Here is a 25,194-nt window from a genome sequence, read left to right as displayed (position 1 = left end):
TCCGGCCAGCAATGGCTATCGGCTCGCTGGGCCAATGCCGCTTGAATTTTCGCATTCTGGCGGTCGGTACCCTGTATCTCGTTGTGTTAGGCAGCCCCAGCTCATGCTTCGCTTGCTCAAGCTGACGGTCAGTCGGAGATTCGCTTTCGGCGATTCTCTGGCCAGTAGGAGCTTCCCGCGTTGATTTTTCCGAACTCATTAACCTGCCTCCTTTTTGACAGACTCTGATCATGCATCATAATGCTCTGCGCGAACGCAAAAAGGAGTAGTAATGCCTGGCCCGGAATTTACCGAAGTTGAGTTCCCCTTTATTCAGCAACTGGAGCAAGAAGGCTGGAATTACATCGAGGGCTCCCTGGACTTCCCGTCCGTTACCTATCGTGAAACCTTTGTTCAGGTCATCATGGAGCCACTGCTGCGTGAGCGGCTGCTGGCCATCAACACCCGAAACGGCGAGCCCTGGCTGGATGAAAGACGTCTCGATCAGGCCGTATCCGCGATTACTCGCCTTCCCGCCAACAAAATAATAGAAGCCAACCAACTGGCAACCGAACTGCTTCACGGCGGCATCACGGTGGAGGGCCTGCCAGACTGGGATGGTGGTCGAGGGCAAACCGTCCACTTTGTTGATTGGGCTACCTCTAAGAATAACACCTTTACCGTGGTGAATCAGTTCAAGGTCAAATGCCCGCCAGGGCATGATGGCTGGAAGGGGCACGTCATTCCGGATCTGGTTCTGTTTGTGAATGGCATTCCCCTGGTGGTCATCGAGTGCAAAAACCGAACGATTCCCGAGGGCATTCCGGAGGCGGTGGATCAGCTACGCCGCTATTACGATCAGCGTCATCAGGATCTTGAGGTCGAGGAACACGAAGGCGCCCCCGCCCTGTTCTTCACCAACCAGTTTATGGTGGCTTCCAATTTTGATGATGCCCGGGTTGGAACCATTGGCGCCGGGTTCAGCCATTACCTGAACTGGAAGACCGTGACACCTCGCTCCGAAGAGGACGTTGCCGAATCACTGGGCGTTGCCTCGCTCTCCTCTCAGCAAAGACTGATTTCGGGAATGCTGCCCCCCGCCAACCTGCTGGACATCGTCCGTCACTTTACGTTGTTCATGACCATGGGCGGGCAAACCATCAAACTGGTGTGCCGATATCAGCAGTATCGGGCCGTCAAACGGGCTGTTCAGCGCCTGAAAACCGGTAAAACCCGGTCTGAAGATGGTGAGCACGACCGGCGAGGCGGGATTATCTGGCATACCCAGGGCAGCGGTAAAAGCCTGACGATGGTATTTCTGGTTCTCAAACTCAGAACCGACCCTGAACTGCGCCGATTCAAAGTCGTCGTGATCACGGATCGGAAGGATCTACAGGATCAGTTATCGGACACAGCGACGCTGACCGGGGAAACCGTCAAGATCGCCAGCAACACCGGCAAACTGAAATCGTTGCTGGGCCAGCCCGGGCCAGGGCTTATTTTTGGAACCATCCAGAAATACCGGGAACACGAGAGTGCGTCTTCAGCTTACCCTCCTCCGAAGAAGGAACGCGGGCTGGAGCTCAATCGTCGCGATGCGGCAGAAGAGCCTGACGACGAACCCAGGAACCCTATCTCCTCACGCCCCTTGGGATTGCTTAATGAAAGCCCGGATATTCTGGTGATGATTGACGAGGCTCACCGAACACAGGCCGGTGACCTGCACGCCAACCTTTTACAGGCTGTGCCCAACGCTGCGCGAATTGGCTTCACAGGCACGCCCATCATCATGGGCAAGAAAAAGCAGACCAGCGAGATTTTTGGCGAATACATTGACCGCTACACCATCAAGGAAGCGGAAAACGATGGCGCCACGGTTCCAATCCTTTACGAAGGCAGAACGGCAGAAGGCGCCGTAAAGGACGGCGCAAACCTCGATGACTTGTTCGAGGATTTGTTCAAAGAACGCACCAAGGAAGAACTGGAGCTGATCAAGAAGAAATACGCTACCAAGGGCCAGATCTTTGAGGCGCCTCGCCTGATTGAAGAAAAGGCGGCTGATATCCTCCGCCACTACGTCACTAACATCCTCCCCAATGGCTTCAAAGCCCAACTGGTTGCCTATAGCCGACGAGCAGCTATCCGCTACCTGGAAGCGCTCAAACAAGCCAAGTCGAAACTTCTCGAGGAGGCCATGGCGTTACCTCATGAAGACAAGAACATTGCCGAAACCGAGCTGATTACCCGCCCGCCTCGAATCAAGGCAGCCATTAAGGCTTGGCAATATCGTGAATTACTTCAGCAGCTTGAGTTTGCCGTGGTGTTCAGCAGCAGCAACAATGATGACAGCGGCTGGGCCCAGTGGAGTGATCGGGCGGAGATTGAGCAGAACATCAAACGATTCAAGAAACCGCTGTTTCACAAAGACCCGGACAAGTGCGACCCGCTCAGTTTCCTGATTGTAAAGTCCATGCTGCTGACCGGTTTCGATGCGCCCATAGCGGGCGTCATGTATCTGGACCGCCCGATTCGAGAGGCCGAACTGCTGCAAGCTGTTGCCCGGGTAAACCGCACAGGCTTCGGGAAACGCTGCGGTATTGTGGTGGACTACTATGGCGTCGCAAACCACCTTAAAGAAGCGCTGGCGGCATACAGTGATGAAGATATAGAGGGTGCGCTCCGGAGCCTGAAAGATGAAATTCCGTTGTTACGGGATCGTCACCTCAGGGTTGTTGATGTGCTGCGAAAACAAGGCGTCGACAGCCTCGCTGATGCTGAGGAAGCCGTTACTGCTTTAGGCGACGAGCGACTGCGAGCCGAGTTCATCGTGAAGCTGAAGGAGTTCAGCCGAACACTGGATGATGTCCTACCCCGCCCGGAAGCGCTGGAGTTCGTGAATGATGCCAAACAACTGGCCTACATTCATGCCCTGGCGCGGAATCGCTACAAGGACAGCCCGGAGTTAGGCAAAGACGTTGGCAACAAAGTCCGCAAGCTGATCGATGACTACATGATCTCACTGGGCATCAATCCCAAGATTCCGCCGGTGCAGTTGACGGACACCCACTTCGACCAACACATAAACCGGCAAGTCAGCGATCGAGCTAAAGCGTCAGAAATGGAGCATGCGGTTCGCTCTCATGTGCGTAAACACCTAGATGAAGATCCGGTAAAATATACCAAACTCAGCGAGCGTCTGAAGGAAATCCTGGAGCAGATGGACGGGCTCTGGGAGGAGCAGGTGGACGCCCTCTCCAGCTTGATTAGAAAACTACAGGCCGACGAAGCAGCGGATGACGAAACACCTACAGGCCTTTCACCCCACTATCTACCGTTCCTGCGTTTAATGACGGAGACCAAACTGGGCGATTCAGCGACGCCTGATTTTGGGGAGCAGGAAAACCTGGAGCAAGCGACAGTATCAGCCGTCCAGATCATCACTGAAGAACTGCGTATTCCGGACTTCTGGAAACCCTCCCACCTACCAGACCAGGAGCGCCTGAGAGGCCGACTGTTTGAAGAATTGTTCGAGCTCGACCTTTTCCCAGCCAATCAACTCGATGGTCTTCTGGACAAACTTATTGATCTGGCCAAAGCGAATCACAGCAAGCTGGTGAATGCGTGATGGAATTACAGGTGGATGACCTGACCTTCGAGGTACGCCATAGCGCCCGGCGCAAAACGCTGGAGATCATTGTGGACCGCGGCGGCGACCTGGTGCTTGCGGCCCCCAAGGGCATCGAAGAACATCTGCTCAAGGACTTTGTTCAGGAGAAAAAATTCTGGATCTACCAGAAACTGGCCGAGAAAGCCGAGCTGCTTAAGCCCCAGCCTCGCAAAGAGTACGTGAATGGCGAAGGATTTCTGTATCTGGGCCGGAGCTATCGGTTGAAGCTGGTAGAAGATCAACGAACACCACTCAAACTGACGGCTGGACGATTCTGCCTGCGAAAAGACCTGCAGACTGAAGCGAGATTCCACTTTATTTACTGGTATAGCACCAAGGCACAGATTTACCTGAACGATAAAGTCCAGGCCCTAGCTGCGCGCATGGGCGTTGACCCTGCTGGTGTCAAAATTCAGGATCTGGGCTACCGCTGGGGTTCGTGTGGCAAGGGCAACCGTCTTTACTTCAACTGGAAGACGATCCTGTTGCCAAGAGAGATCGTTGAATATGTGGTGGTGCATGAACTAACGCATTTGCATGAGCCACATCACACAAACCAGTTCTGGAAGCGGGTTGAGCGGGTTATGCCGGATTATGAGCGGCGGAAGAGCTGGTTGGCTAAGAATGGGATAGAGGTGGAGGGGGTTGATTGATCACTACACTCGGCCAACGGGTGTACAAGTTTTGAAAGGGAGCCCAGACGTACATTTATTTTCGCCACTTTAACTCTAGAAATTGCACACGAACACGCCATGACCCTGACACGAATTCTTTTGCACCGCCTGATATTAAAGGACTAGGATAAACTCACTGCGTTCTCTTTATATCAGGTTAAATCATGTCTACATCAGAGAAAATAGCCCATCGATTGCGAAACATGAGGCGGGGCGCCCCGTTTTCCATCAGTCAGTTCCACGAACTGGACACCGCTGCGTCTGTGCAAAAATCGCTGAGCAGGCTTGCGCAGGAAGGCGTGATTGAACGAGTATCCAAAGGCATTTATGTGCGCCCAAAAGCCCTGGCCAGCATGCCATCGATCAAAATTACGCCAAGCGCAGAACAGATAGCCAAAAAATGGGCTCAGCAGAACGGCTACACACTGGTAAGGCAGGGCATCGAGTCCGCCTATCGACTTGGCCTTCAGACACAGGCCCCCGTCAAAACCGTGTTTTGGAGTAACGGCGCCAGCAGAACGTTTTCAGTTGGCAATGACATTGTTGAAGTGCGACACGTAACAGAATCAAAGCTGCGGTGGAAATCACGCCCTGAAGGCGAGTTGCTGCGAAGCTTCACCGTCACCCCAGCCAATTCCGTGAAACTCAGCGAATTGAAAAAGGCACTGACCAGGCTGAAGCTTTCCGAAGCAGAAAGCCGCTCGGCAATCAAAAAGCTCAAGGCGACGCCTCTGCCTGAAGGATGGCACGTCAAATTGGAGCAGTTTGAAAAGGAAATGATGGTTTGACGAACATTCTCGACTTCTATTGCGATCCAAAAAAGCATGATGATCTGAAAGCTATTCTGGACCTAGGCGCCCAAAAGCATCCCGCTGGATTGGCCCAGAATTTCTCTGGCAAAGGATATATAGGTAGCCTTATCGCCTGTCGCAAATAGCTCTGGCAGAACTTCGACCTACGCAGATGCTGGCAGCGGGCTATTGAGCTGACGTAGGATTGAGCAAACGGCCCAGCGAACTGGATACCCGTTGTGGAAACACCCCCACGGGCGTGGGGAAGACAAAGGGCCAACCGTGTAATCGTTCAATGATTCTAGACACTAACGTGTAGGGCGCGGTAGCTACAGGGACTGCCTATTCGGTAGACACAAAAAACTGAGCTTTTGAATTATAGCGGGAATTTGGAAGGGAAATGAAGCCAAGCCTCTCCTTGGCAAGTCACACCACTAGGCAGGTGCCGCATTAGCCAAGCACAAAAGCCGGCATAGAGCCTCGGGCATCCCGACCACGGATCTCGACTTCATAATACAGATAGCGGTCAAAATATCTACAAACGACATCTCATTTTCTACGGCAGCCCGCATTGGCGTCCAGGTAACGGTCAATTATTGCGCAATATTGGCCGGAACGAAGCGCCCGTGGCGGTAATAAACCCAGTCTGCGAGACTTGCCGGGGACCTATGAGAAATCCGGGCTAGGAGTCTGCGCGGTAGGAGCGTTTTGAGCATTGATATGCATGGCCGTGCCACTGCCAGCCCAGAATAAGGTTTGGCACGGTCAAACAGATTGAAAGCACGGTTTTCCCTGCGACCACTTGAAATGGCCCGGGGAGTCGGCAACAGGGACAACGTCCGCGCCGCCCACCCGGCAAAGGTGGCTTCACGGCCTCTATGTCAGTCTCATCAATAAACTCATACGCCTGAGGTTGAGAGATAGACAGACCAGATCCCATTCGCCTTTTACCGCCTCCAGGCCCCGCAAACTGAACTGACGAAAACCCAGAATGTTCTTGATCCAACCGTTCACAGCCTCGACCAGATGCTTGCGCTGAGCGTAGACCGCCCGACCCTCTGGGGTAGCAAGCTTCCGGGCCATTCGTGCCGTGGCCGGATACCGGGTCTCGTCGGGTTTCGCACCCCCTTTACCTTCTCTGCGTAACGAGACATAACCGTCAATACCTTTCTCTTCCAGGGCCTGGAAATCCGCTTCCTTACGGTAGGCCGCATCGGCCAGACACTGCTCCGGCTGGCCTCCCAGGGTTGCTTCTACCTCGTCCAACAGTGGCACCAGACAGCCGTTATCACTGGCATTGTTGCCTTGATGGTTAGCGACGATAATCTGGAACTCGCCATCGACAGCCAACTGGCCGTTGTAGCATTGCTCGAACCCGGTACTGGTTTTCATGATACGGCTTTCGGGATCGGTAAAATTGCTCTGAGCTTTGTCGTCCGGAACGCCATAGTCCCGTTTGAAGTTCCGCCCACCGCGAGGGGATCGCCGTTCGTCATCCGGATGCCTGCCTTTTGCGTCATCGGCTTGCGCCTGCTCCGCTTCCAGCCTGGCTTTCGCTGCCCGGATCTTGCTTAACCGCGACTGGCGATGTTGCAGTTCTTCCGGCAATTCATCGCCCCGCTGGGCAGGACCAAATTGCTCGTCTTCTGCTTCATCCACAGCCCGAGCCTGGCCACAAAGCTCATCCACCTCTTTCGACAAGCGGACTTCTTCCTCTTGCATACGCCCGTAGCTCATGGCCTTGTGCTTGCTGGCATTCGCCTTTATCTTGGTGCCATCAATTACCAGCGTTCCCAGACTAATCAGCTCCGCCTCCCGGGCAATTCGGATCAGAGAACAAACACTTCTCTGAAGGCACTCAAGTGCTGTTTGCGGAAATCGCACAAGGTTCGATGTCTGGGGAAATTGTCGGCAGCCAGCACGCGAAAGGCCACGTCCTCTTCGAGTTTGCGGGCAATCTTGCGGGACGAGAAAGTTCCGGTCGCGTAGGCGTAAATCAACACCTTCAGCATCATGCGCGGATCAAAAGGCGACTTGCGGCGACCGTCTCCCTCGTAGCGAGCATAAAAGGCGCTTAAGTCCAGTTCTTCGACAACGTCGCTAATGAAGTAGGCCAGATGGCCTTCGGCCAGCCATTCGTTAAGACTGGGAGGCAGCAGCAACTCCTGATCTGGCGAATAAGGTCGAAAACACGTTCCCATGACGTCTATTCCGTGGCTGGAGAAGATGGGCCTATTATGTCATAACGACGTTTCTACCGCGCAGACTCCTAGACAACCCATTGAGGGAGGCCTCCAATTCTTGGCGCCTATCGGAGTAACGGAGCTCGAAGAAACTACAGGAACATGGCATGCTATATGAGATTCGAAAAATATTATTACGTAAAATTACTTTATTTACACTATTGTGCAAGGGTGAACTATGAGTCTTTTCGATGGCGAAAAAATTGGAACGAATACCCTTGTCAGTCAGATAACTAAAATGACTGACGAAGAGATTAATGCAAAGTATCGCGACGGTGAGATAAGAATCGTTACAGAGCAGGCCAGGTATCCGCTGAACACAATATCGTCGATGGTTCATAGCGAAAGTTATAAGATGAATCCCGAATACCAAAGGCGGCATCGATGGACAAATGAAAAAAGATCATCATTGATAGAGTCTTTAATAATGAACGTACCAATTCCACCAATTTTTCTTTATGAGTATGAATACTCCTCATATGAAGTTATGGATGGACTGCAAAGATTAACGGCTATTTCATCGTTTTACGACGATGACTTCTGTCTCGAAGGATTAACCAGATGGCCAGAACTAAATGGGAAAAAGTACAGCGAACTCCCGAAGCTCATCAAACAGGGGGTCGATCGGAGGTACATATCTTCGATTATACTTTTACATGAAACTGCAAAAACCAGTGAGGAAGCAGAAAATCTTAAACAGATGGTTTTCGACAGAATAAATAGTGGAGGTGAGAAGCTAACGGCTCAAGAAAAAAGAAATGCGAATTTTGACGGTCGATTAAATCGACTTTGTATAAAGTTATCAGAAAATAATGACCTTTGTAAAACTTGGGGAATACCGTTAGAAGATGGCAATCCGGACAAAATACATTCTAAAAGAGCAGAAAACAAACTCTTTAAAACAATGGGTGATGTTGAATTAGTACTCAGATTCTTTGCATATAGACAAAGAATGAATCTGCAGAGGGGATCATTAGAGTCGTATTTAGATTTTTTTCTTGGAAAGGGTAACTATTTTTCTATCGAAGTGTTGGGAAAATTTGAAGAGATATTCATTGAAAGCATTAAGCTAGCTTACGAATTGTTCGGAGAAAAGGCGTTCTTCCTTTACAGAAAACGAATAACTGGTTGGGGTTGGTTCGAAAGAGCCACCACTGTAGTTTATGATCCGATGATGAGTTCTTTAAGCGAAAGACTGGATGATAAAGATAAACTTATAAGTAAAAAATTAGCGATCAACGAATCTATTAAGGATTTTTATAAAGATAATCAAGAGTTTTTTGAAGGAAGAAATACAAATCAGTCCGCACTTGAAGAAAGAGACTCGAAATTTGATGAATTCTTCGATGGGTTTATTTGAATGCTTCAGTCTATATCCGACTTTAATTCAAACATTAATGGACTAATTAATCATCTTAAATACGAAAGGAATTGCCAGTTATTTTTTCAAGCAGGGGTAAAAAAATACAACGGAAATAGTGATTTCGAGCGGGAGTTTCAATCTTTCGTTTGTAAAAGAATAAAGCCTTCTTTAACAGCATCAAAAGTTTACTCATATAAAAATGGAATTATATCTTTATATGGCTTTCTTGAGCGTTTTGTTGAAGATGCCATTCTTGAGTATCTGAGGGAAATTTGCCGTCAAGCTCCAGATTATGCTTCACTTCCCTCTGCCATAAAAATAAATCATTTAGATGTTTCTCTTGATCATATTTCTAAAATAAAGAGAAATCGTGCCCTTTCAGATATTCAAAGAAAGCTGCAGCTTAGAGAAGCAGTCAAGAATATGAATGACTGCCTCATTGCGGTACCTGAATACACGATAAATTTAGATGCCTTTATTAATCATAGTTCGAATTTTAGATACGATTCGATTCATGAGATTTTTTTCAGGATTGGGGTTCCTGGAATATCAAATCTCTGTTTAAATAATGATAAATTGGCTATCGCATTATCTAGAAAACATTCTTCAGCAAAATCGCTTGACAAAAAAATATTAACCTCATCATTAATAAAAGAACTAAATGACCTTGCGCAACGACGAAACGAAATAGCTCATGGGGCTCGGGTTGACGAAATTGAATCTCCAGATCTCCTCGAAGAGAGGATTTATATCATTAAAAAATACGTAAATGCTTTGAACGAAATTCTGTTTAACTATGTGGATGGCTACATATTTAAAACAATAGATAAAATAGAACTGGGAATACCAAGTAAAGCATATGGTGGAATGGGCGTTCTTGAGTTTGAGGGGCTAGCCTCAGAAAAATCGGGAAGAATTGCTGTTGGAGATAAGATCTTCGCCGTTAACAACGATAGCTCAAATACAATGTTGTCTGGAAGCATAATATCGTTAAGAGATCAAAAAGGTGGCGTTGAGAATCTATCTTACCCATGTCATGAACCTTTCTGCATTGGAGTAAACTTTGATCTCAATTCCCATATTTTGAAAAGAAAAATATACGTAGGACAGTAGCCAGCTGTTTGTTGGGATGCTTGCTCCGACCTTTAGAATCCGAGCCGCGCATAATCGTTGGTTATGGTGAATCTTCGCACTCAAATATCGAGGGTTTGTAAGGCTCCTCGATTGTGTTGGCGAAATTATTACTGAAGTTGGTGTCTGACTTCACTGAGCCAATACATTACCCCACAACAAAAACTGGCCGCTGAGGCCTGGAATTCCACGTAAGCGCCGCTAAATCCACACCCTTGCCCTCCCCTCCGTAAAACCTAGATATATCTTCTATGATAAGTGCTCCATATTTTAAGAATAGACGCTATTTTTAGATTGCTTATTGATCAATTCCAGGTCTAAAAAAGTCCCCAACCTTTTTCTACAGCCTCAATGCCGCCAACACGCGCAGCTTTGGAGTGAAGGTGAAGCCGTAGCGAAAAATCTGTCGCTGTGCTTGGCTTTTTTATACGTGGCACTATATTTTGAATAGTGCTGACACATCCAATCCTTCAACTTTATCTTGTTCGAATTGTAAATCCAACATATGAATTACCAGATCAGCCATTTCGTCTTTATAGTTTTTGTCACCAGCGTTGTTCATCTTCCGATTAATCGCACCGGCCACCAAGTCGGACAACTGTACCAAAGGGCTGTTTCTGGAAGATATAGTTTCTATTTGTGTGACCTCAACCTCTTCTCCATATTTGGCAGCGTATCCGTCGTTTATGCGCCGTTTAAGCTCATCTAATGTGATAGCATCCAAGGACTGCTCATGATCAAGGGTAACCTCGATTTTCTGAGGAAGGCCTATTCGATTGCTCTCAATCTCGTGTTCCGCACCACGTAACAGCATGTGCTCATGAAGCTTTTCTACAACCTGCTCTATACTTCGTTTTGTTCTTGCTTTCTCTACAGCAATAGATTTGAAACTTAGAAACTCTCTGTTCTTAACTATAATTCCTAGATATTCTTTTAGTGTATCTAGATCTTGTTTCCCAAGCTTCGAAAAATGAACTTCTCTTTTAGCCCAGCGAGATGTTTCCTGCCAAGAAGTAATTGCCTGGCTCACGGTAAATACCGCTCTACCGGTCAAAACCCATACAGAAGAAACGATCACATAATTCTGAGTTTTACCTGTTTCATCAGCATATACATGCACCAACTTTCTTGGCTTTACATCTTCCAATACCGCTTCACTCATTTCTTCTTCATGTTTCCTTCGGAAACGCTTTACCTTCGTATTCGGGGTAAAGAGGTTGTACTCATTTTGTATTTTTGCTCTTGCACGAACGAGATAGTGCATCCGCTCCAGACGAAACAAGTCTTTGGGAAGAATTCCATGTGGGTTATAAATATCCGACTGAAATATTTCCCAGTATTTAATGGTTAACGTTATGTCACTGTTTCTCGACTCGGGATATAAATTAAGAATATAAGCAACTTTTATTTTCTGCTTCGAAAAATCACCGCCAGACAAAGAAGCTAAAAGCTCTTTTTTCTCACGTTCTAGCTTTTCAATTTTCTTCGGATCTACCTCTTTTTCTTCTTCAGCCGTTTCTTCATCGCTCAAAATTTGCTACTCCTTCCGACGAGGTATATTCGTACAACAGTGGCTATATTGCACATCCACGATATTGCAAAATATTGCACTCTCGAGAATGCCACTTTTCTGTTACGCCACGCAGGTCCAAGTCTTATATTTAACAATAGGTTAGCCCAATTATTCTAGCACCACCATGTGATCGCTTGAATTCTTTATTGGCCCGCTTGCGCCTATAGAGTCATGAACCCTACCCGGTTTACTTCCAAGCCAGCGTTTCCCAACAAAAAAATAAACATACACAGGCCCAAGCCCAGGCGAGTGGCCCGTTTAGGACCACTCGTCAACATCTATCCAGAAGCTGACTTAGTGGAGTTCAGATCTTTCCGCAGTTTTGATACGACAGAAGAATTATCCAGCGGGCCATCGTCTGCCGCAGCAGGATAAAACTCTTCAACCACTTGGGTCATTTCATCTTCATCATACTCAAACAGCGCATTGCCAAACCCCTTGGCAGCAGCTGCGTCCAAAGCAGCTTGGTCAACGCCCTCCTCCTTCATCTGTCTGGCTTTCTCTCTTGCCTGGGCAACCGCCTCCTGCAATGGCACCCCTTCCTTGATCACCAAATCCACGTAGTAAATTGGCGTGCGCCGGCTTTGCGTCGTGCTTTTTCCTCGTAGCTTTAATTCGAGCGGCATATACGCCAGCAGGCCACCCGAAACAGCCTGGTAATAGCTGAGCCTGGCCGCCAGTGTCCGTATACTGTTATAACCCGTGGTGCGGAAGATGAACGTCCCAAGGTCATCGTCGTCGCCAACCTTCACGTTCAGGCGCCCGTAGGGCTTGCACAGACCACCTTTGCCGAACTCGCATAGAGTTGGCGAGGGGCATGGCAAAGACTGCACTCCTGACTGCGTGAGACGCCTGCACGTGTCGCCATTACCTACACACATAGGGCGGCCGCTTTTCCGGTCGAACATGGTGTATTCCGCCCGCAGATTGAGATCCGCTTCGTTGAACAGCATGCTTACCGGAATAGTTCGCAGCTTGCCGTTCGGCGCGTCCTTTCGTAGCTCTTCATCGATGGGGTGGATAATCCATCCGCTTTTCTCCTGTACCTGGGAGGTGATGGTGAATTGATTGTCTTTCTGCGGTAGCCGGATACCGTTCTTCTCAATTACCCGGCCAATGCTGATGCGCCCCAACACCGGGGGCGTAATGGCTAAACCTTTAATCATGATAACTCTCCTGAAAAAAAGGGCCACGGGGCACTTGTGATGCCCGCGCGGCCAAGGGGTGCTTATGCTTGAATGAGGAACCGACGGCTTCCCGACTTGGTGATTGAGTATTGATTCAGGAGCCCTGGCTGATCCTGAAGCAGCTTCTTCGTATTCAGCCCAACGGAATCTTTGCTTCGTTTCCAGCTGACGCTCCCGCTTGGGAAGGTAGCCTTTGAGGCTTCACCCATTTGGCCTTGGATGCGCTGCTTCAAATGCGATTCGGTGGATTTCAGGGTTTCCATCTCTGAACGAATGGACAGAAGCTCGTCAAACGCCTGGGACAGATCCTTGCTCTGGCTGAAGTCCAGGGTTTCCCCTTTATCCACTGGGTACAGATGCCGCAACGCACGGTCTGCAGAATCGGTTCCGTCTGTAGGAGGCGGTGTATCCGTTTCAACGAAATCCCAGAACTGGCGCTCAAGCACCACCAGTGCGTCAATGAGCTCTTCATTCCGCTCAATCCGGTAGATTTTCAACTCTTGCCCACACAACAGCACGCAGACATCGGCCGCCTGCTTGCCAGTCACAGCCAGCTGGTGCTGTACCTGGCACTGGATGTAGTCCGGCACGCCTTCTTTCCAAAGACGTGAACCAAACTCCCCGGCGGTTTTACATTCCAGGATCTGCACTTCGTCATCCGCAGCCACGGAATAATCGAGGTTCGCCAGCATCCAATGCTTATCCGGATCAGAGTGCTGAAGTACCGCATTCACTCGGCGTACCTTTCTGCCTGTCTGCTGGCTGTATTGCTCAGCTACGATGGGCTCCAGAACATGGCCCCAGTAGACCGGAGAGCTGGGGTCGTCGGAATCCGGCTTTGGTAAGCTCGCATCCCGCCCGGTTTTGACCATCCACAGTTCAAGCTGGGATTGATAAGGGTTTATGCCAATGGCTGCAGAGGCATCGCTACTGCCTATGCCCTGCTTACGCACCTTCAGCCATTCATCTCGACTGAGATCCTTTGTAGAGACCAGCCTCAAAGCTGGGCGCTGCTTCTGAATTACTTTTTCACTCATGCCCATGATGTTTCCTCCAGACATAAAAAAGCCCCGCAAGAGCAGTAGGCTCAAGCGGGGCTTTATGACGTTTTGGCTTTAGTAAGGGGTGTTAGACCACGAGAGACATGGCCTGTTCTAATGCACGGTTTTTAACGGCAGCGCCTGTTCCGAACCAGGCAGAGTCCAGCCGATGGTCAACGGTTTTAGCGCGACGCTGGTGATCGATGAATTCGGTGACGGCATTCAGCAGGCCATAGGCTGTGCCTTCTGAAGATGCCAAGTTGGCGCCCATGCCCTCGCCTTCATACAGGCCCAGTGCTTTAGCCATAGAGCGTTCGTTGGTTTTGCCAACACCAGTGCCAGAATCATCGGTGAACACCTTGAGAAAGTAGTTTCTGGCCTCGGTGGCTTTCACCTTCCGATCGCTCAGGGTTTTCAGCCTGTACATGAAGTCGTCCCAAACGGAAACGGATATGCCCAGCTGCTTCTTCACCAGGTTCGCATCGAATGCGGTGTTGTGCTTCACCTTGACTGCGCTGGCCGTGGAACCCTTCAAAGCAACAGCGAGTGTGTTGTTACACACCACACGGATACTGGTGAATTGAGCTGTTGTGGCCATGGTACCGTCACATGAAGTTGCCAGCAGCACATAGGCGTTGGTTTGATCGTTGCCCTTGAGAACGCCGGATTGACCAGTGCGGGCCAGTGCCCACATTTTACGGCCACCTTTAAGAACACCGGCAGTTTCGAGCTCGAAACCGGATACCTCAGTCAGATCCCGGTAAAACTCCAGGATTTCCTCTGGCTGAACCACTTTGAAGCGGTTACCCACCACGGACAGCGGCGCCCTGGTATCCGAGCGGTACAGCACTTTGCTGTCCGGGTAAGCCAAGATCTCTCCGAGGTGGCCAGACGCATTGGTAACAAAGCGCACGGGGCTTTCTTCAATCTGCCAATCCAGGCCGGCCTGCTTCGCCCAAACTTCCAGAGGTTGGTTTGAAGTGAGTTGATTCCCCAGGCCATGCCAAGGGGTTTGGCCAACGTAGGCCATTTGCTCGATGAGATGAGCCATAGTTACTCTCCTTAGAAAATGCGGGGGAATTAACGGATATCGTTCTTAGAGCCGGAATCGGCAGTGAAGGAATAGCCACAATCAAGACAGCGGTGGTTATCGAGGACACAGCCATCCAGGACGTCACCAAAAACGACTCCAGCTGATGCGCCGCTGGCACCGCCTAAAAAAGCGCCGATGATAGCGCCGCCGATACCACCGGCAGCCGCGCCCACAGGGCCAGCCCTGACGCCTATAGCCAGACCCGTTTGAGCTCCGGCAGTGACAGCGGTAAATCCGCTATAGGCACCGATAGAAGCACCGACCACGCCAGCGGCTTTCTTGCCGTAGTTGTTTTTACCGATCCGAATCGACAGGCAATTGGGACATTGTTCAGACATTAGAGTGACCTCTGTGAATGGGAAGGGAAGGCACAGTTATTGCCTTGATTCACAGGGGTGATATAGGTCTCAAATTTATTTGATTAAATTCTAAACTCATCCTGACATGAAAGAAGATATCAGCCAATATATGTAGACGCTTCCGATATAACGTATGTAATTCAATACAACCGTCAAAATAAGCTGAGGAGTTTATAATGTTTTTAGAAAGCGTTAGTCTCATGAGTTTCAGATGCTTTGGCCCTAACGCTCAGCTTATCCATTTATCTTCAGGCCTCACTACGTTTGTTGGCCTCAACGGTTCTGGAAAAACTGCAGTTATGCAGGCATTGCAGCGACTGTTTGGCGTAACCGGAGATCAGAGGCGACTTCGTCGCCAAGATTTTCATATACCGAGTAATGAAAAAACTGCGCCAAGTGAGCGTAGTCTAATCGTCGAAGTCATTCTTGCCTTTCCTGAACTATCTTCTACTAAAGATGACGCTACTGCAGTTCCCGAGTTTTTCCAGCAAATGGCTGCGGATGAACACGGGAACTTAAAATGCAGACTCCGCTTGGAGGCTACGTGGATAGACGACGGCTCCCTTGATGGAACAATCGAACAGCGATATTTCGCTGTTCGTAAATTCGGGCCATTCGAGGACTCGGATTGCACTGAGGTTAAAGCGACAGATCGAAGTCGAATCCAAATGCTTTATGTTCCAGCCTCAAGAGATGGGGCTTCTCAAGTAACAGCATTTCTACGAGGCCGCCTATGGCGAGCAGTTAATTGGTCTGATGATGTAAGAAGTGCTTTTTTCGAAGCTGGCTCGACGGTCAATGAAGCGTTCACTGGCGAGGTTGCCGTCGACACGGTAGCTCTCGCTGTTAAAAAGCGTTGGCAAGAAGTCCATTCCGCTGGTACCGATACTACCCCTTTATTTCGACCAATTGATCTTCGATTTCAAGAATTCATCCGCAAAGTAGAGGTGGTTTTCTATCCCGACGAGGAAGGGCGAGAACGTGCGTTAGATGACCTAAGCGACGGGCAACGCTCGCTCTTTCATCTCGCAATGACCGCAGCAACATTAGATGTTGAAGCGAAAATTGCAAATGATCCGGCGAAAGCAGGATTCCAGCCCGGCGGCATCCATCTCCCGGCCCTTACTCTCATAGCCGTTGAGGAGCCCGAGAACAACTTAGCCCCTTTCTACCTCTCTAGAATTGTTAAACAGATTGAGGATCTGACTGGTGGAAATCATGCACAAGCGGTTCTTTCAAGCCACTCAGCAAGCATCCTTGCTCGCGTCGACCCATCTCATGTAAGGCATTTTCGGCTAAAATCGCCTGAAAGAACCGCCTTGGTAAAAGCGATCACGTTGCCAGACGATCAAGAAGATGCCGCAAAATTTTTGCGGGAGGCCGTGCGTAGTTATCCAGAGCTATATTTTGCTCGATTTGCAGTTCTCGGAGAGGGTGCGTCCGAGGAAATCGTTATACCACGCATCAGTCAAGCCATGGGCTGCGACATCGACCGCTCATTTGTGGCTGTCGTTCCATTAGGTGGAAGGCACGTCAATCACCTTTGGCGCCTTCTTGCCGACCTTGATATTCCGCACGCGACCCTACTCGATTTGGATTGGGGACGTGAAGGCGGCGGCTGGGGACGCATCAAAAACACATGCTCTCAACTATTAAAGATTGGGCGCACACCGCAACAACTTTTTAGAACCCCCTCGCCTGATGGACCCGCTCAAGATCTTGCAACTTTCGATACACGTTCGCCCTCCGATATTAAAGGGATGCGCGAATGGCTGAATTTTTTGCAAAGCCACAACGTGTTCTTTTCTGCTCCTCTAGACCTTGATTATTCTATGCTTCGCTCTTTTCGCGCTCATTATCAAGTTGTCGAGGAAGGCCGGAATGGCCCTTCGACTAAGGGCGACCCTCGCTCAGCCGTTTTGGGCGACGAAGGCGATGGAAACTTATATGAGGCAAATCAAGATGAATTCTTACGTTGGTACCGCTACCTTTTTCTTGGAAGAGGAAAACCAAGCACACACGTGCGCGTCATGAGTAGCATTTCACAAGATGAGCTTGCCACCAAAGCGCCAGACGAGCTCAGGGCCCTAATAGAGCTAGTTGCTAAAAACATCGATAATCAGAGGCTTCCATAATAATGCTGCTCACTCAACCGCAGAATTGGCATCCGCGTGGTATTGAGAACTTGGAACCAGCGGCGTGGCAAGCTCTGAGACAAATCGACTCAACCTGCGTTGTCGCAGGACCGGGCGCGGGTAAAACTGAATTCCTCGCACAAAGAGCTGCTTATCTACTAGAAACAGGAATTTGCGCCGCACCCCATCAGATTCTCGCTATTTCCTTCAAAAGCGATGCCGCTGCCAATTTAGGGGCACGAGTAAAAAAACGGTGCCCAGATGAAGTCGCGAGTCGATTTACCTCTGTGACATTTGACGCATTTACGAAAGGACTCGTTGACCGTTTCCTCGCTGCTATACCACATGACTGGCGCCCAACAGATCGGTATGACGTCGATTTTCCACCGCGGTGGAAAATCGCACAATTTCTAGAAAGCTCCCTAGCACAGTGGCAAGGTGGATCGCCTGAGCTCAGCCCCAACACTTTCGAATCTCGCTGGGTAGGAGCTTATAGGCTCCCCCTAACTCGACACGCTCCAACGTCTGCCATCGAATTTGTTGTTCTGCGCTGGTGGGATGAACTACTGAAATCAGGACAAACGTCTAAACTAACTTTTGTCGCGCTCAACCGCTTAGCTGAGCTTTTGCTGCGGTCTACACCGCAAATAAAACGCGCCCTGCAAACGACCTACCCTTATGTATTTGTTGATGAATTTCAAGATACTACATACGCACAGTATGATTTTCTGATATCAGCATTCAGCGGTGGCGACACTGCAGTCACTGCAGTTGGAGACAATAAACAAAGGATAATGACTTGGGCTGGCGCCAGAATTGACGCTTTTGAGCAATTCCGCCAAGACTTCGATGCAGCCAAAATCCCACTCCTATTCAATTTTCGATCCTCTCCAGAACTTGTTCGAATTCAACATGTGGTCGCAAAAGCGCTCGATAACAGCGTCATCCCATCCAGGTCTCAATCAGTTAGTAAAATAAATGGGGACGTAGCGCAGGTGTGGTGCAGCACTCAGATCGCTGTTGAGGCAGAAAACATGGCTAGTTGGCTGGCCGCCGATATGACTCAAAGAGACAACGCTCCAAGAGATTATGCAGTTTTAGTAAAACAAAGATCAGACATCTTTGAGAGTAACCTTGCGGGGCCATTGCTAAGACGGGGCATACGATTAAGGAACGAAAGCAAGTCATTAGGTAGAACCACACTCCAAGACCTGCTGTCTGATAATTTCTCCTGTGCCGCAATCGCTCTCGTAAGGCTTGGAACCTCACGCCAGGCTCCTAACGCCTGGGAACTGTGTACGAACACAATAAGAGATCTTCGCGCAATCCCTCCATCTGACCCTACTGCAGAAAATCGAGTTGAATCTGAGTTCGCAGATTTCTTGAAAGATTTACGATCAGAAATGTTAGCTCGCCCTCCAACCAAAGAAAACGCAGATTTCGTCGCCAACAAAATTGTTTGTTTTTTGGGGCTCAAAGAACTTTCAGCCACTTACGTTCAATATTCTACCGGCGATCTCTTGGAGATCATGGTAGAAGCTTTCTATGAGCATTTAGCTGAATCTGCCGAAGAAGCTCCGTGTTGGGAGGCTTGCGTCGATTCATTTGAAGGTGTCCATCAAATTCCTTTGATGACCGTGCACAAAAGCAAGGGTCTAGAGTACGATACAATTTTCTTCGTTGGGCTCGACGATAAAACTTGGTGGTCACATAAACCTGGAAACGCAGAGGGTATTGCTACATTCTTCGTGGCGCTTTCGCGAGCCAAACAGAGAGCAATTTTTACCTTCTGCTCAGAGCGCGGCGGACGGGTGAAGGTTGATGAACTTTTTCAACTATTAACCACGGCCGGGGTACCCGAGATTCACTTAAGCTAATAATATTTATATTAAATAGCAAGCTACACTTATTAATCTGTTCGCCTGACAGCTATCAAGTCAGTACAAACAGCGCCGCTATTTTGCGGGTAACGTTGAGGGTAATAAAATAAATTAAAAATGATTTATCTATATTATTCAATAATTTAATATCTCTATTAGAGTGACGCCGCCTCCACCAACCAAGAGTTTCAAGGGGTCCAGCGAGATCTACTGAAACACCCTAAAGCCCCAATTCCGGGGCTTTAGGGTTTTATGCCTGCCTGATCTATATTGATCCATTGGCATCCATGATCAGGTGCAGCTCGAAAATGACGACATAGAAAAACTTGGAACAGATTTATTTAATTGCACATTTTACGTTGCCGGCGATGTGTCGTTGCCCTCGCCTGACAATCGAGAAATAGATCTGTTCCGGTTCTATGCAGTTCATGATCGATCCAGATGATGTGTAAATTAACATCGTTTTATCTGTAATGACATTAGCAGTACGCCCTGCTACGCTTGGAACTATCAATAGAGGAATCTCATCATGATTTCAGCAAACACTGATCAGCCCAAGCGTGAAACCCTGAACATTCGGATAAAACCCGAAGAGCGTGGCTTAATTGATCGCGCCGCTAAGGCTCGGGGAAAGAATCGTACAGAGTTCGTTCTTGAAGCAGCTCGCATTGCCGCCGAGGAAGCCATTCTGGATCAGGCCATACTGTCAGTGACACCGGAGGCGTATCAGGCGTTCCTTGAACAGCTGGACCTGCCTCCGAAACCGAATGAGCGGTTGCGTAAGACCATGCAAGCTTCTGCACCTTGGGATACTGAATGATGCTATCTGCGCCCACACCCATTGGGCCTGAGCACGACACGGAGCGTTTTGATTCTACAGAGTCCAGTTTGGACTACTGGCTTAAGCGCCGTGCATTGAAGAATCAGGCCAGTGGCGCATCCCGAACCTTTGTGGTGTGTGAGGGCGATCAGGTGAAAGCCTATTACGCCCTGGCGTCCGGTGCCGTGGTTGCAAACCATACCTCGGGGCGCTTCAAGCGGAACATGCCTGATCCGATTCCTGTTGTGGTACTTGGGCGGCTGGCTATTGATCGTACGTATCAAGGCGCAGGGTTGGGCAGAGCCCTTGTCCGCGACGCTGGACTGCGAGTTATCCAGGCGGCTGATGCCATTGGTATCCGGGGGATGGTGGTTCATGCCCTGTCAGAGTCGGCTAAAGATTTTTATCAACGGCTGGGCTTCAACCCTTCGCCCCTTGATCCAATGATGCTGATGGTTACGCTGAGCGACTTAAGAGCCAGTGTTCAAGAAACGAGTTAAAACGTGCTCTTATGCCTGCGACCAACACTCGTCAATGTTCACATTGCGAGTGACAGACATGGGCTGGGCGGTCCGGATCGCCCCGCTGCCCAAAGCATGACAGGCAAGGACATCCCGAGACTCTCATAGCGAATCATGCCGGTGATATCTCCGGTGCCCACGACGAACACCGAGGGTGACATGATCAGCGCCGCAAACAGCAGAGACCAAGCAATATCGTTGCCGGTTTCGGTTTTTCCCTCATGGCGTATATAGGTGATCATGGCCGCATAAATCGCACCCACGCCCAGCGCCACCATGTTACCGAGCATGTAGCCGTCCTGCAGCGGTTTGGCAATCACAATGCCAGCCAGGGCGATCGCGAAAATGAGGATATAGCTTTTTTTCGCTTTCTCGCCCAGAAAAAGCCAGGACAGAATAAAGGTGAAAAAAGGCGCAAAGCTCCAGAAAATCACCGCATTAGCAATGGGTACCAGGGTCATGGCCTAGTTGAAAAAGCCACTCTGGCCCGCAATCAGTGGTCCGATCAGAAAAGTGTCTTTCCAGTTGCCACGGGGCAGTTTAAGAGGCTGTTTGTTGGCCCACGGCATGGCCAGCATCAGAAATGCCGTTGCAAAGAGAAAGGCGTAAAATGTCAGTGTCTGAACCGGTATCAGGCCGTCCGTCAACTTGACGAACGTCGAAGACTGAGTAGTCTGAATTTTTAGAACGAACCAATGACATCCATATTTATCATAGATGATTACCTGCATGTCCTCGGAAAAGCATGACCTTATTCACGAAATGCCCGAATCTGCGTCGGGGCGTTATTTGTCGGAAAAACCGGTGCAGGTTTATTTTTAAACACCATCTCTGGTACAACTAAATAAAGCTCAAGTTGCGTCTATAAATCTGACCCGGTTTCCGCGCTCCTGTTTCCACGAATCCTCAATGCCTGACTGGCGGAGGCGGCATGAAGTCTCTCTCGAATACAGGGTTTGCGCTCTTTGGTGCTGCGCTAATCGCGATCAGCTACGGGCTCGCGCGCTTTGCCTTTGGTCTATTTGTACCCCCTATCCGGGCCGAGCTGGGTCTTACGCCAGAAGTAATCGGTATCATCGGCGCACTGCCGCTTATCAGTTTCCTTCTGGCGACGTTGGTGGCACCGCTCTCCGCCGATCGTCTCGGTGCCCGCAATACGGCCGTTCTGTCGTGTGGTTTCGGCGTCGTCGGTCTGGCGCTTATCAGCCAGGCGTCTGATGCTCTGTCGCTCGGCGTGGGCGTGTTCGCGTGCGGCATCTGCACCGGCCTTATGATGCCGGCGCTCACGGCCGCCATGCAGGCGATGGTGAGCCGCTCGGTGCACGGCCGTGTCAGTTCAGTCATGAATGCGGGCACCAGCATTGGTGTAGTCGTTGCCGTACCGGTGGTTCTTTTCCTGTCTGGCGCTTGGCGGTCCGCGTACCTGTCCTTCGCCATCCTGGCGGGGATTGGCGTCGTTGCCGCGTGGTACTTTATCCCTTCCGTGTCTCGGGTCATTCCCGCGAACGCTGCGTCGACCACTCCAATCAGCGCCCTGCAGTGGTGGCGTCTGTTCAGGCTTTCGCTGTTTGCATTCGTGATGGGCTTCGTTTCCTCTGCGTACTGGATCTTCGCACCCGATTTACTGGTCACCCTCGGCGGCCTACCGCTCTCTGCAACCGGGTGGCTGTGGCTAGCGGTTGGCATCGCCGGCATCGGAGGTGCATTGGTGGCCGACCTGGCCGATCGCAACAACCCACCCATTACACACTCACTGATGCTGGTGATGTTATCCGCGAGCTTGGCACTGCTTGCTGCCAGCCCTGATCAGCTGGTGCTCGCGGCATTCTCTGCGCTGGTCTTCGGTCTGGCCTATATGAGCCTGACGGGGCTCTATCTTATGACCGGTATTCGCCTGTTGCCGGGCCGATTGTCGATGGGGCCGGTACTGCCATTCATGGCTGTCTCGCTCGGGCAGGCAACTGGTTCGCCCGTTGTCGGCATGCTGGTGAGCGAATTCGGCTACGCCAATGCGTTTGCCACCTTTTCCGCCATCGGCATCCTGGTAGCAATGTTGTCGCCTCTGTACCCGCGCTACATTGACCATGAGCCCGAGGAGGAGGAACAGGTTGAAGACCAAACCGGTCTTCAGGCAGCTTACAATTACCAGCTCCTGGGCGAAGATGGCGAGCCTCTGGCACCCGTCGCGGATGAGGCCGAGAACCCTTAGCAGACCACAGCACATTGGTGGCTAACGGCGAACGGATAGGCAATGGACGCTCATGCGTTGTACATCACTTGTCCAAGCTCGCTGATATCGTAACCGCCTAGTTCTCCGGCGCGTTGAGCGAACCGTTTGCATTGTGCAAACGCCAGTAGGCGCTGACAGGCCGGTTCAAAGTAGTGCCGGCGGCGCATGGCCAGATCAAAATGCTCCTGCTGCAGTGGAATAAAAGCCAGTCTCTGCCGTCGCGCAGCGGCTTCGATTGCAAGGCCCACGTCGGCCTCACCCTGGCGAATGGCCAGAGCGAGATCGTCCTCACTGAGCGACGGGTTAGCGGCCCAGGTAAGATCTTTGGGGTCGATACGTTCGCGAGTAAGAAAACTCTGCAGCAACTGGCTCGCGCCTGCATCAAGCTGACGATAGGCGACACGAACGCCGGGACGAGCGATGTCTTCAAATCGAGAAATGCGATGGGGATTATCATAAGCTAGAAGTAGCCCCTGCTGGCGTTTCGCCCAGCGAATCAGCACCAGGTCACGCATGCCGCCCAGGCCTAGCGTAGCGGGGTCGTTATAGCGTTGGCTTTCCGCATGCCAGATATGCATACCGGCAAGCATTGCGCGGCCGTCGATCAGTCGCTGAACACCATCTCCGCTTCCCTGACACAACAACGCCAGCTCGGCGCCGCTTTCTTTGATAGCCCATTCCAACAGCGGATCCTGGCTGCCCGCCAGCACCGGTGGAGTCGGCAGGCCTGCCGCGTCGTCCCCTTCCAGATGGTTCATCAGCCACAGATCGATACGCTGACGCGGAAATAGCAGCTTTCCTGTCACTCGCACGCAGGGAATAACGCCCTGGCTGACCAGATCATAGACTTTGCGTTCTTTCAGGCGCAGATAATCTGCGACTTCCGCTGTAGTGAGGTAAGCGGGAAAGGACATCGTATCTCCTGCTGCGTGGATAAACGTAAGGCTGTTTTAGACTGCATGGATTTCAACAAGCAGTGCAAAGCGTAATGGAAAACAACATTATGCTCAATATTAAGGAGACGCCGCTGTGGAAAATAATGCGTTTTATGTGGCGCTGTCGTTACTGATGAACCTGGACGCCGCATTATTTCAGATTGTGGCTCTATCGCTGCAGGTTTCGCTTTTGGCAGTGCTGGCTGCGGCCCTGCTGGGGTTTCCGCTGGGTGCAGCGGTCGCGCTGTGGCACTTTCCCGGGCGCGGAGGGGTGATTGTCGCGCTTAATGCCCTGATGGGACTGCCCCCCGTTGTGGCCGGGCTGACTGTCTACTTGCTGCTCTCGCGTGCTGGGCCTCTTGGCGAATTGGGGCTTCTGTTTACGCCGACGGCTATGGTGGTTGCGCAGTTCGTGCTTGTGTTGCCGATTCTGGCGGCGCTGTCACGCCAAAAGGTGGAGGAGCTTCTGGGTGAGTACCGGGAACAATTCATTTCACTGGGTATGTCGCGGTTACGAATGATGCCGACCTTGTTGTGGGACGCCCGCTTTACGCTATTGACCGTATTACTCGCCGGGTTCGGCCGCGCCAGCGCCGAGGTGGGCGCTGTAATGATGGTAGGAGGCAACATTGATGGTGTCACACGGGTAATGACGACTGCCATCGTGCTGGAAACCAGCAAGGGCGACCTTCCGCTAGCGCTGGGGCTCGGGATCGTACTGCTGACGCTGGTAATGCTAATTAATGCAGGCGCTTATGTGGTGAGCGAATTGGCCAAAAGGCGGGTGGGATGACTTCATTTAACGCACTGCTCAACGCCGCGTCCACGCTTTGCCCGCCAACAGCGTTGCGCTTTGAGGGCGTTGCTTTCAGCCACCTGGGCGAGACACTGTTAGGGCCTTGTTCATTTACCCTGACGGGGCCTGGCCCCACACTGGTTATGGGGCCTAATGGCGCTGGAAAAAGCATTTTGCTGCGACTGGCCCACGGCCTGCTTTCCCCCACCCAGGGACAGGTGTCCTGGTCCGGCGAGGGGCGGCCCCGCCAAGCAATGGTGTTCCAAAACCCGGTGCTGTTGCGCCGCTCAGCGGTTGCCAACCTCACCCACGCGCTGGCGGTCAACAATATCCCGCGCAAGGCCCGCAGGAAGCTCGCCGTTGAGGCTCTTGAGCGCTTTGGTCTGACTGCCCGCGCCGCTACGCCGGCTCGCGTGCTCTCGGGCGGTGAACAGCAGCGTCTGGCTCTGGCTCGCGCCTGGGTGCTTGCCCCCGCTGTGCTGTTTTTGGATGAACCCACTTCCGCGCTTGATCCGGCGGCGATCAAAGCCGTGGAAACCGCCGTGCGCGAGTTTCATCAGCGGGGAACACGCATCGTCATGACCACTCACGACCTACACCAGGCCAAACGTCTTGCCGGGGATGTGCTCTTTCTTGCCGGCGGAAAAATAAAAGAGCACACCCTCGCTGAATCCTTTTTTAGCTCACCTGCCTCAAAAGAGGCGCGAGCGTTTATTGCCGGAGAACTGGTCGAATAGTCCGGTTCTTGCGGCTTTGCCAAGTAGTTGTTCAACGCAA

Annotated in this window: 19 protein-coding genes and 1 pseudogene; 12 read left to right on the top strand and 8 right to left on the bottom strand. The window is 50.8% G+C overall.

Annotation, left to right across the window (positions count from 1 at the left end; all coding sequences use genetic code 11):
* The first annotated feature begins 271 nt into the window (after positions 1 to 271).
* The 3 genes from ATI45_RS17885 to ATI45_RS17875 all read left to right on the top strand — a co-directional run bounded on the left by ATI45_RS17885 (position 272) and on the right by ATI45_RS17875 (position 5,108).
* Positions 272 to 3,604 carry a type I restriction endonuclease subunit R gene (locus ATI45_RS17885; RefSeq protein WP_098420974.1) on the top strand — a complete coding sequence of 1,111 codons (3,333 nt, stop codon included), beginning with the start codon at positions 272 to 274 and terminating at the stop codon, positions 3,602 to 3,604.
* Entirely contained in the window at positions 3,604 to 4,299 is a 696-nt protein-coding gene (locus ATI45_RS17880) for a M48 family metallopeptidase (protein ID WP_218926194.1), read from the top strand. The genes ATI45_RS17885 and ATI45_RS17880 overlap by 1 nt, the downstream gene beginning before the upstream one ends.
* Before the next feature lie 185 nt (positions 4,300 to 4,484).
* The gene (locus ATI45_RS17875; protein ID WP_098420972.1) at positions 4,485 to 5,108 is read left to right on the top strand and encodes a DUF6088 family protein; all 624 of its coding nucleotides are present in this window, start codon (positions 4,485 to 4,487) and stop codon (positions 5,106 to 5,108) included.
* A gap of 879 nt (positions 5,109 to 5,987) precedes the next feature.
* Here ATI45_RS17875 and ATI45_RS17860 read toward each other — a convergent pair.
* Positions 5,988 to 7,312, bottom strand: a pseudogene (locus ATI45_RS17860) (IS1182 family transposase).
* Positions 7,313 to 7,532: 220 nt separating this feature from the next.
* Here ATI45_RS17860 and ATI45_RS17855 point away from each other — a divergent pair.
* Together ATI45_RS17855 and ATI45_RS17850 are read left to right on the top strand one after the other, a co-directional pair.
* A complete protein-coding gene (locus ATI45_RS17855) occupies positions 7,533 to 8,714 on the top strand; it encodes a DUF262 domain-containing protein (protein ID WP_098420971.1) in 1,182 nt (393 codons plus the stop codon).
* Positions 8,715 to 9,830, top strand: coding sequence for an MAE_28990/MAE_18760 family HEPN-like nuclease (locus ATI45_RS17850; RefSeq protein WP_098420970.1), 1,116 nt, complete (start codon positions 8,715 to 8,717; stop codon positions 9,828 to 9,830).
* 454 nt (positions 9,831 to 10,284) lie between these two features.
* Here ATI45_RS17850 and ATI45_RS17845 read toward each other — a convergent pair whose 3' ends face one another.
* From ATI45_RS17845 to ATI45_RS17825, 5 genes are all read right to left on the bottom strand, one after another.
* The gene (locus tag ATI45_RS17845) at positions 10,285 to 11,379 is read right to left on the bottom strand and encodes a DUF3800 domain-containing protein (protein ID WP_179888427.1); all 1,095 of its coding nucleotides are present in this window, start codon (positions 11,377 to 11,379) and stop codon (positions 10,285 to 10,287) included.
* A 320-nt stretch (positions 11,380 to 11,699) separates the two neighbouring features.
* Positions 11,700 to 12,587, bottom strand: a complete 888-nt coding sequence (locus ATI45_RS17840) for a hydrolase or metal-binding protein (RefSeq protein WP_098420968.1) — start codon at positions 12,585 to 12,587, stop codon at positions 11,700 to 11,702.
* A gap of 62 nt (positions 12,588 to 12,649) precedes the next feature.
* Positions 12,650 to 13,651, bottom strand: a complete 1,002-nt coding sequence (locus ATI45_RS17835; RefSeq protein WP_098420967.1) for a YqaJ viral recombinase family protein — start codon at positions 13,649 to 13,651, stop codon at positions 12,650 to 12,652.
* A gap of 85 nt (positions 13,652 to 13,736) precedes the next feature.
* Entirely contained in the window at positions 13,737 to 14,699 is a 963-nt protein-coding gene (locus ATI45_RS17830) for a DUF932 domain-containing protein (RefSeq protein WP_098420966.1), read from the bottom strand.
* Positions 14,700 to 14,728: 29 nt separating this feature from the next.
* Positions 14,729 to 15,079 (bottom strand): hypothetical protein, encoded by a 351-nt coding sequence (locus ATI45_RS17825; protein ID WP_098420965.1) that lies wholly within the window; start codon positions 15,077 to 15,079, stop codon positions 14,729 to 14,731.
* A gap of 197 nt (positions 15,080 to 15,276) precedes the next feature.
* Between ATI45_RS17825 and ATI45_RS17820 the strand changes: the two genes are divergently transcribed.
* The 4 genes from ATI45_RS17820 to ATI45_RS17805 all read left to right on the top strand — a co-directional run bounded on the left by ATI45_RS17820 (position 15,277) and on the right by ATI45_RS17805 (position 20,435).
* Positions 15,277 to 17,235, top strand: a complete 1,959-nt coding sequence (locus ATI45_RS17820) for an ATP-dependent nuclease (RefSeq protein WP_098420964.1) — start codon at positions 15,277 to 15,279, stop codon at positions 17,233 to 17,235.
* A gap of 2 nt (positions 17,236 to 17,237) precedes the next feature.
* The gene (locus ATI45_RS17815) at positions 17,238 to 19,112 is read left to right on the top strand and encodes a UvrD-helicase domain-containing protein (RefSeq protein ID WP_098420963.1); all 1,875 of its coding nucleotides are present in this window, start codon (positions 17,238 to 17,240) and stop codon (positions 19,110 to 19,112) included.
* 532 nt (positions 19,113 to 19,644) lie between these two features.
* Positions 19,645 to 19,935, top strand: a complete 291-nt coding sequence (locus tag ATI45_RS17810; RefSeq protein WP_098420962.1) for a DUF1778 domain-containing protein — start codon at positions 19,645 to 19,647, stop codon at positions 19,933 to 19,935.
* The gene (locus tag ATI45_RS17805) at positions 19,932 to 20,435 is read left to right on the top strand and encodes a GNAT family N-acetyltransferase (RefSeq protein ID WP_098420961.1); all 504 of its coding nucleotides are present in this window, start codon (positions 19,932 to 19,934) and stop codon (positions 20,433 to 20,435) included. Before ATI45_RS17810 ends, ATI45_RS17805 begins: the two co-directional genes overlap by 4 nt.
* Positions 20,436 to 20,473: 38 nt before the next feature.
* Here the strand turns inward: ATI45_RS17805 and ATI45_RS22450 are convergent, their stop codons facing one another.
* Positions 20,474 to 20,917: an EamA family transporter gene (locus ATI45_RS22450; RefSeq protein ID WP_098420960.1), complete on the bottom strand. Its 444-nt coding sequence runs from the start codon at positions 20,915 to 20,917 to the stop codon at positions 20,474 to 20,476.
* A gap of 470 nt (positions 20,918 to 21,387) precedes the next feature.
* Between ATI45_RS22450 and ATI45_RS17790 the strand changes: the two genes are divergently transcribed.
* Entirely contained in the window at positions 21,388 to 22,665 is a 1,278-nt protein-coding gene (locus tag ATI45_RS17790) for an MFS transporter (protein WP_098420958.1), read from the top strand.
* Between the two features lie 50 nt (positions 22,666 to 22,715).
* Here ATI45_RS17790 and ATI45_RS17785 read toward each other — a convergent pair whose 3' ends face one another.
* Positions 22,716 to 23,600: a helix-turn-helix transcriptional regulator gene (locus tag ATI45_RS17785; protein ID WP_098420957.1), complete on the bottom strand. Its 885-nt coding sequence runs from the start codon at positions 23,598 to 23,600 to the stop codon at positions 22,716 to 22,718.
* Between the two features lie 115 nt (positions 23,601 to 23,715).
* On the opposite strand from ATI45_RS17785, the gene ATI45_RS17780 reads away from it, so the two are divergent.
* Positions 23,716 to 24,414, top strand: coding sequence for an ABC transporter permease (locus ATI45_RS17780; RefSeq protein WP_098420956.1), 699 nt, complete (start codon positions 23,716 to 23,718; stop codon positions 24,412 to 24,414).
* Positions 24,411 to 25,154, top strand: a complete 744-nt coding sequence (locus ATI45_RS17775) for an ATP-binding cassette domain-containing protein (protein ID WP_098420955.1) — start codon at positions 24,411 to 24,413, stop codon at positions 25,152 to 25,154. Before ATI45_RS17780 ends, ATI45_RS17775 begins: the two co-directional genes overlap by 4 nt.
* The last annotated feature ends 40 nt before the right edge of the window (positions 25,155 to 25,194 follow it).

This window comes from Marinobacter sp. LV10MA510-1 (assembly GCF_002563885.1).
Classification (GTDB): Bacteria; Pseudomonadota; Gammaproteobacteria; order Pseudomonadales; family Oleiphilaceae; genus Marinobacter.
This window is presented reverse-complemented; position numbering and strand designations above follow the sequence as displayed.

What these genes read in the sequence shown, in the direction of transcription:
- ATI45_RS17885 (WP_098420974.1), top strand. Translation starts at nt 272, where the DNA reads ATGCCTGGCCCGGAATTTACCGAAGTTGAGTTCCCCTTTATTCAGCAA.
- ATI45_RS17880 (WP_218926194.1), top strand. Translation starts at nt 3,604, where the DNA reads ATGGAATTACAGGTGGATGACCTGACCTTCGAGGTACGCCATAGCGCC.
- ATI45_RS17875 (WP_098420972.1), top strand. Translation starts at nt 4,485, where the DNA reads ATGTCTACATCAGAGAAAATAGCCCATCGATTGCGAAACATGAGGCGG.
- ATI45_RS17855 (WP_098420971.1), top strand. Translation starts at nt 7,533, where the DNA reads ATGAGTCTTTTCGATGGCGAAAAAATTGGAACGAATACCCTTGTCAGT.
- ATI45_RS17850 (WP_098420970.1), top strand. Translation starts at nt 8,715, where the DNA reads ATGCTTCAGTCTATATCCGACTTTAATTCAAACATTAATGGACTAATT.
- ATI45_RS17840 (WP_098420968.1), bottom strand. Translation starts at nt 12,587, where the DNA reads ATGATTAAAGGTTTAGCCATTACGCCCCCGGTGTTGGGGCGCATCAGC.
- ATI45_RS17835 (WP_098420967.1), bottom strand. Translation starts at nt 13,651, where the DNA reads ATGGGCATGAGTGAAAAAGTAATTCAGAAGCAGCGCCCAGCTTTGAGG.
- ATI45_RS17830 (WP_098420966.1), bottom strand. Translation starts at nt 14,699, where the DNA reads ATGGCTCATCTCATCGAGCAAATGGCCTACGTTGGCCAAACCCCTTGG.
- ATI45_RS17825 (WP_098420965.1), bottom strand. Translation starts at nt 15,079, where the DNA reads ATGTCTGAACAATGTCCCAATTGCCTGTCGATTCGGATCGGTAAAAAC.
- ATI45_RS17820 (WP_098420964.1), top strand. Translation starts at nt 15,277, where the DNA reads ATGTTTTTAGAAAGCGTTAGTCTCATGAGTTTCAGATGCTTTGGCCCT.
- ATI45_RS17815 (WP_098420963.1), top strand. Translation starts at nt 17,238, where the DNA reads ATGCTGCTCACTCAACCGCAGAATTGGCATCCGCGTGGTATTGAGAAC.
- ATI45_RS17810 (WP_098420962.1), top strand. Translation starts at nt 19,645, where the DNA reads ATGATTTCAGCAAACACTGATCAGCCCAAGCGTGAAACCCTGAACATT.
- ATI45_RS17805 (WP_098420961.1), top strand. Translation starts at nt 19,932, where the DNA reads ATGATGCTATCTGCGCCCACACCCATTGGGCCTGAGCACGACACGGAG.
- ATI45_RS22450 (WP_098420960.1), bottom strand. Translation starts at nt 20,917, where the DNA reads ATGACCCTGGTACCCATTGCTAATGCGGTGATTTTCTGGAGCTTTGCG.
- ATI45_RS17790 (WP_098420958.1), top strand. Translation starts at nt 21,388, where the DNA reads ATGAAGTCTCTCTCGAATACAGGGTTTGCGCTCTTTGGTGCTGCGCTA.
- ATI45_RS17785 (WP_098420957.1), bottom strand. Translation starts at nt 23,600, where the DNA reads ATGTCCTTTCCCGCTTACCTCACTACAGCGGAAGTCGCAGATTATCTG.
- ATI45_RS17775 (WP_098420955.1), top strand. Translation starts at nt 24,411, where the DNA reads ATGACTTCATTTAACGCACTGCTCAACGCCGCGTCCACGCTTTGCCCG.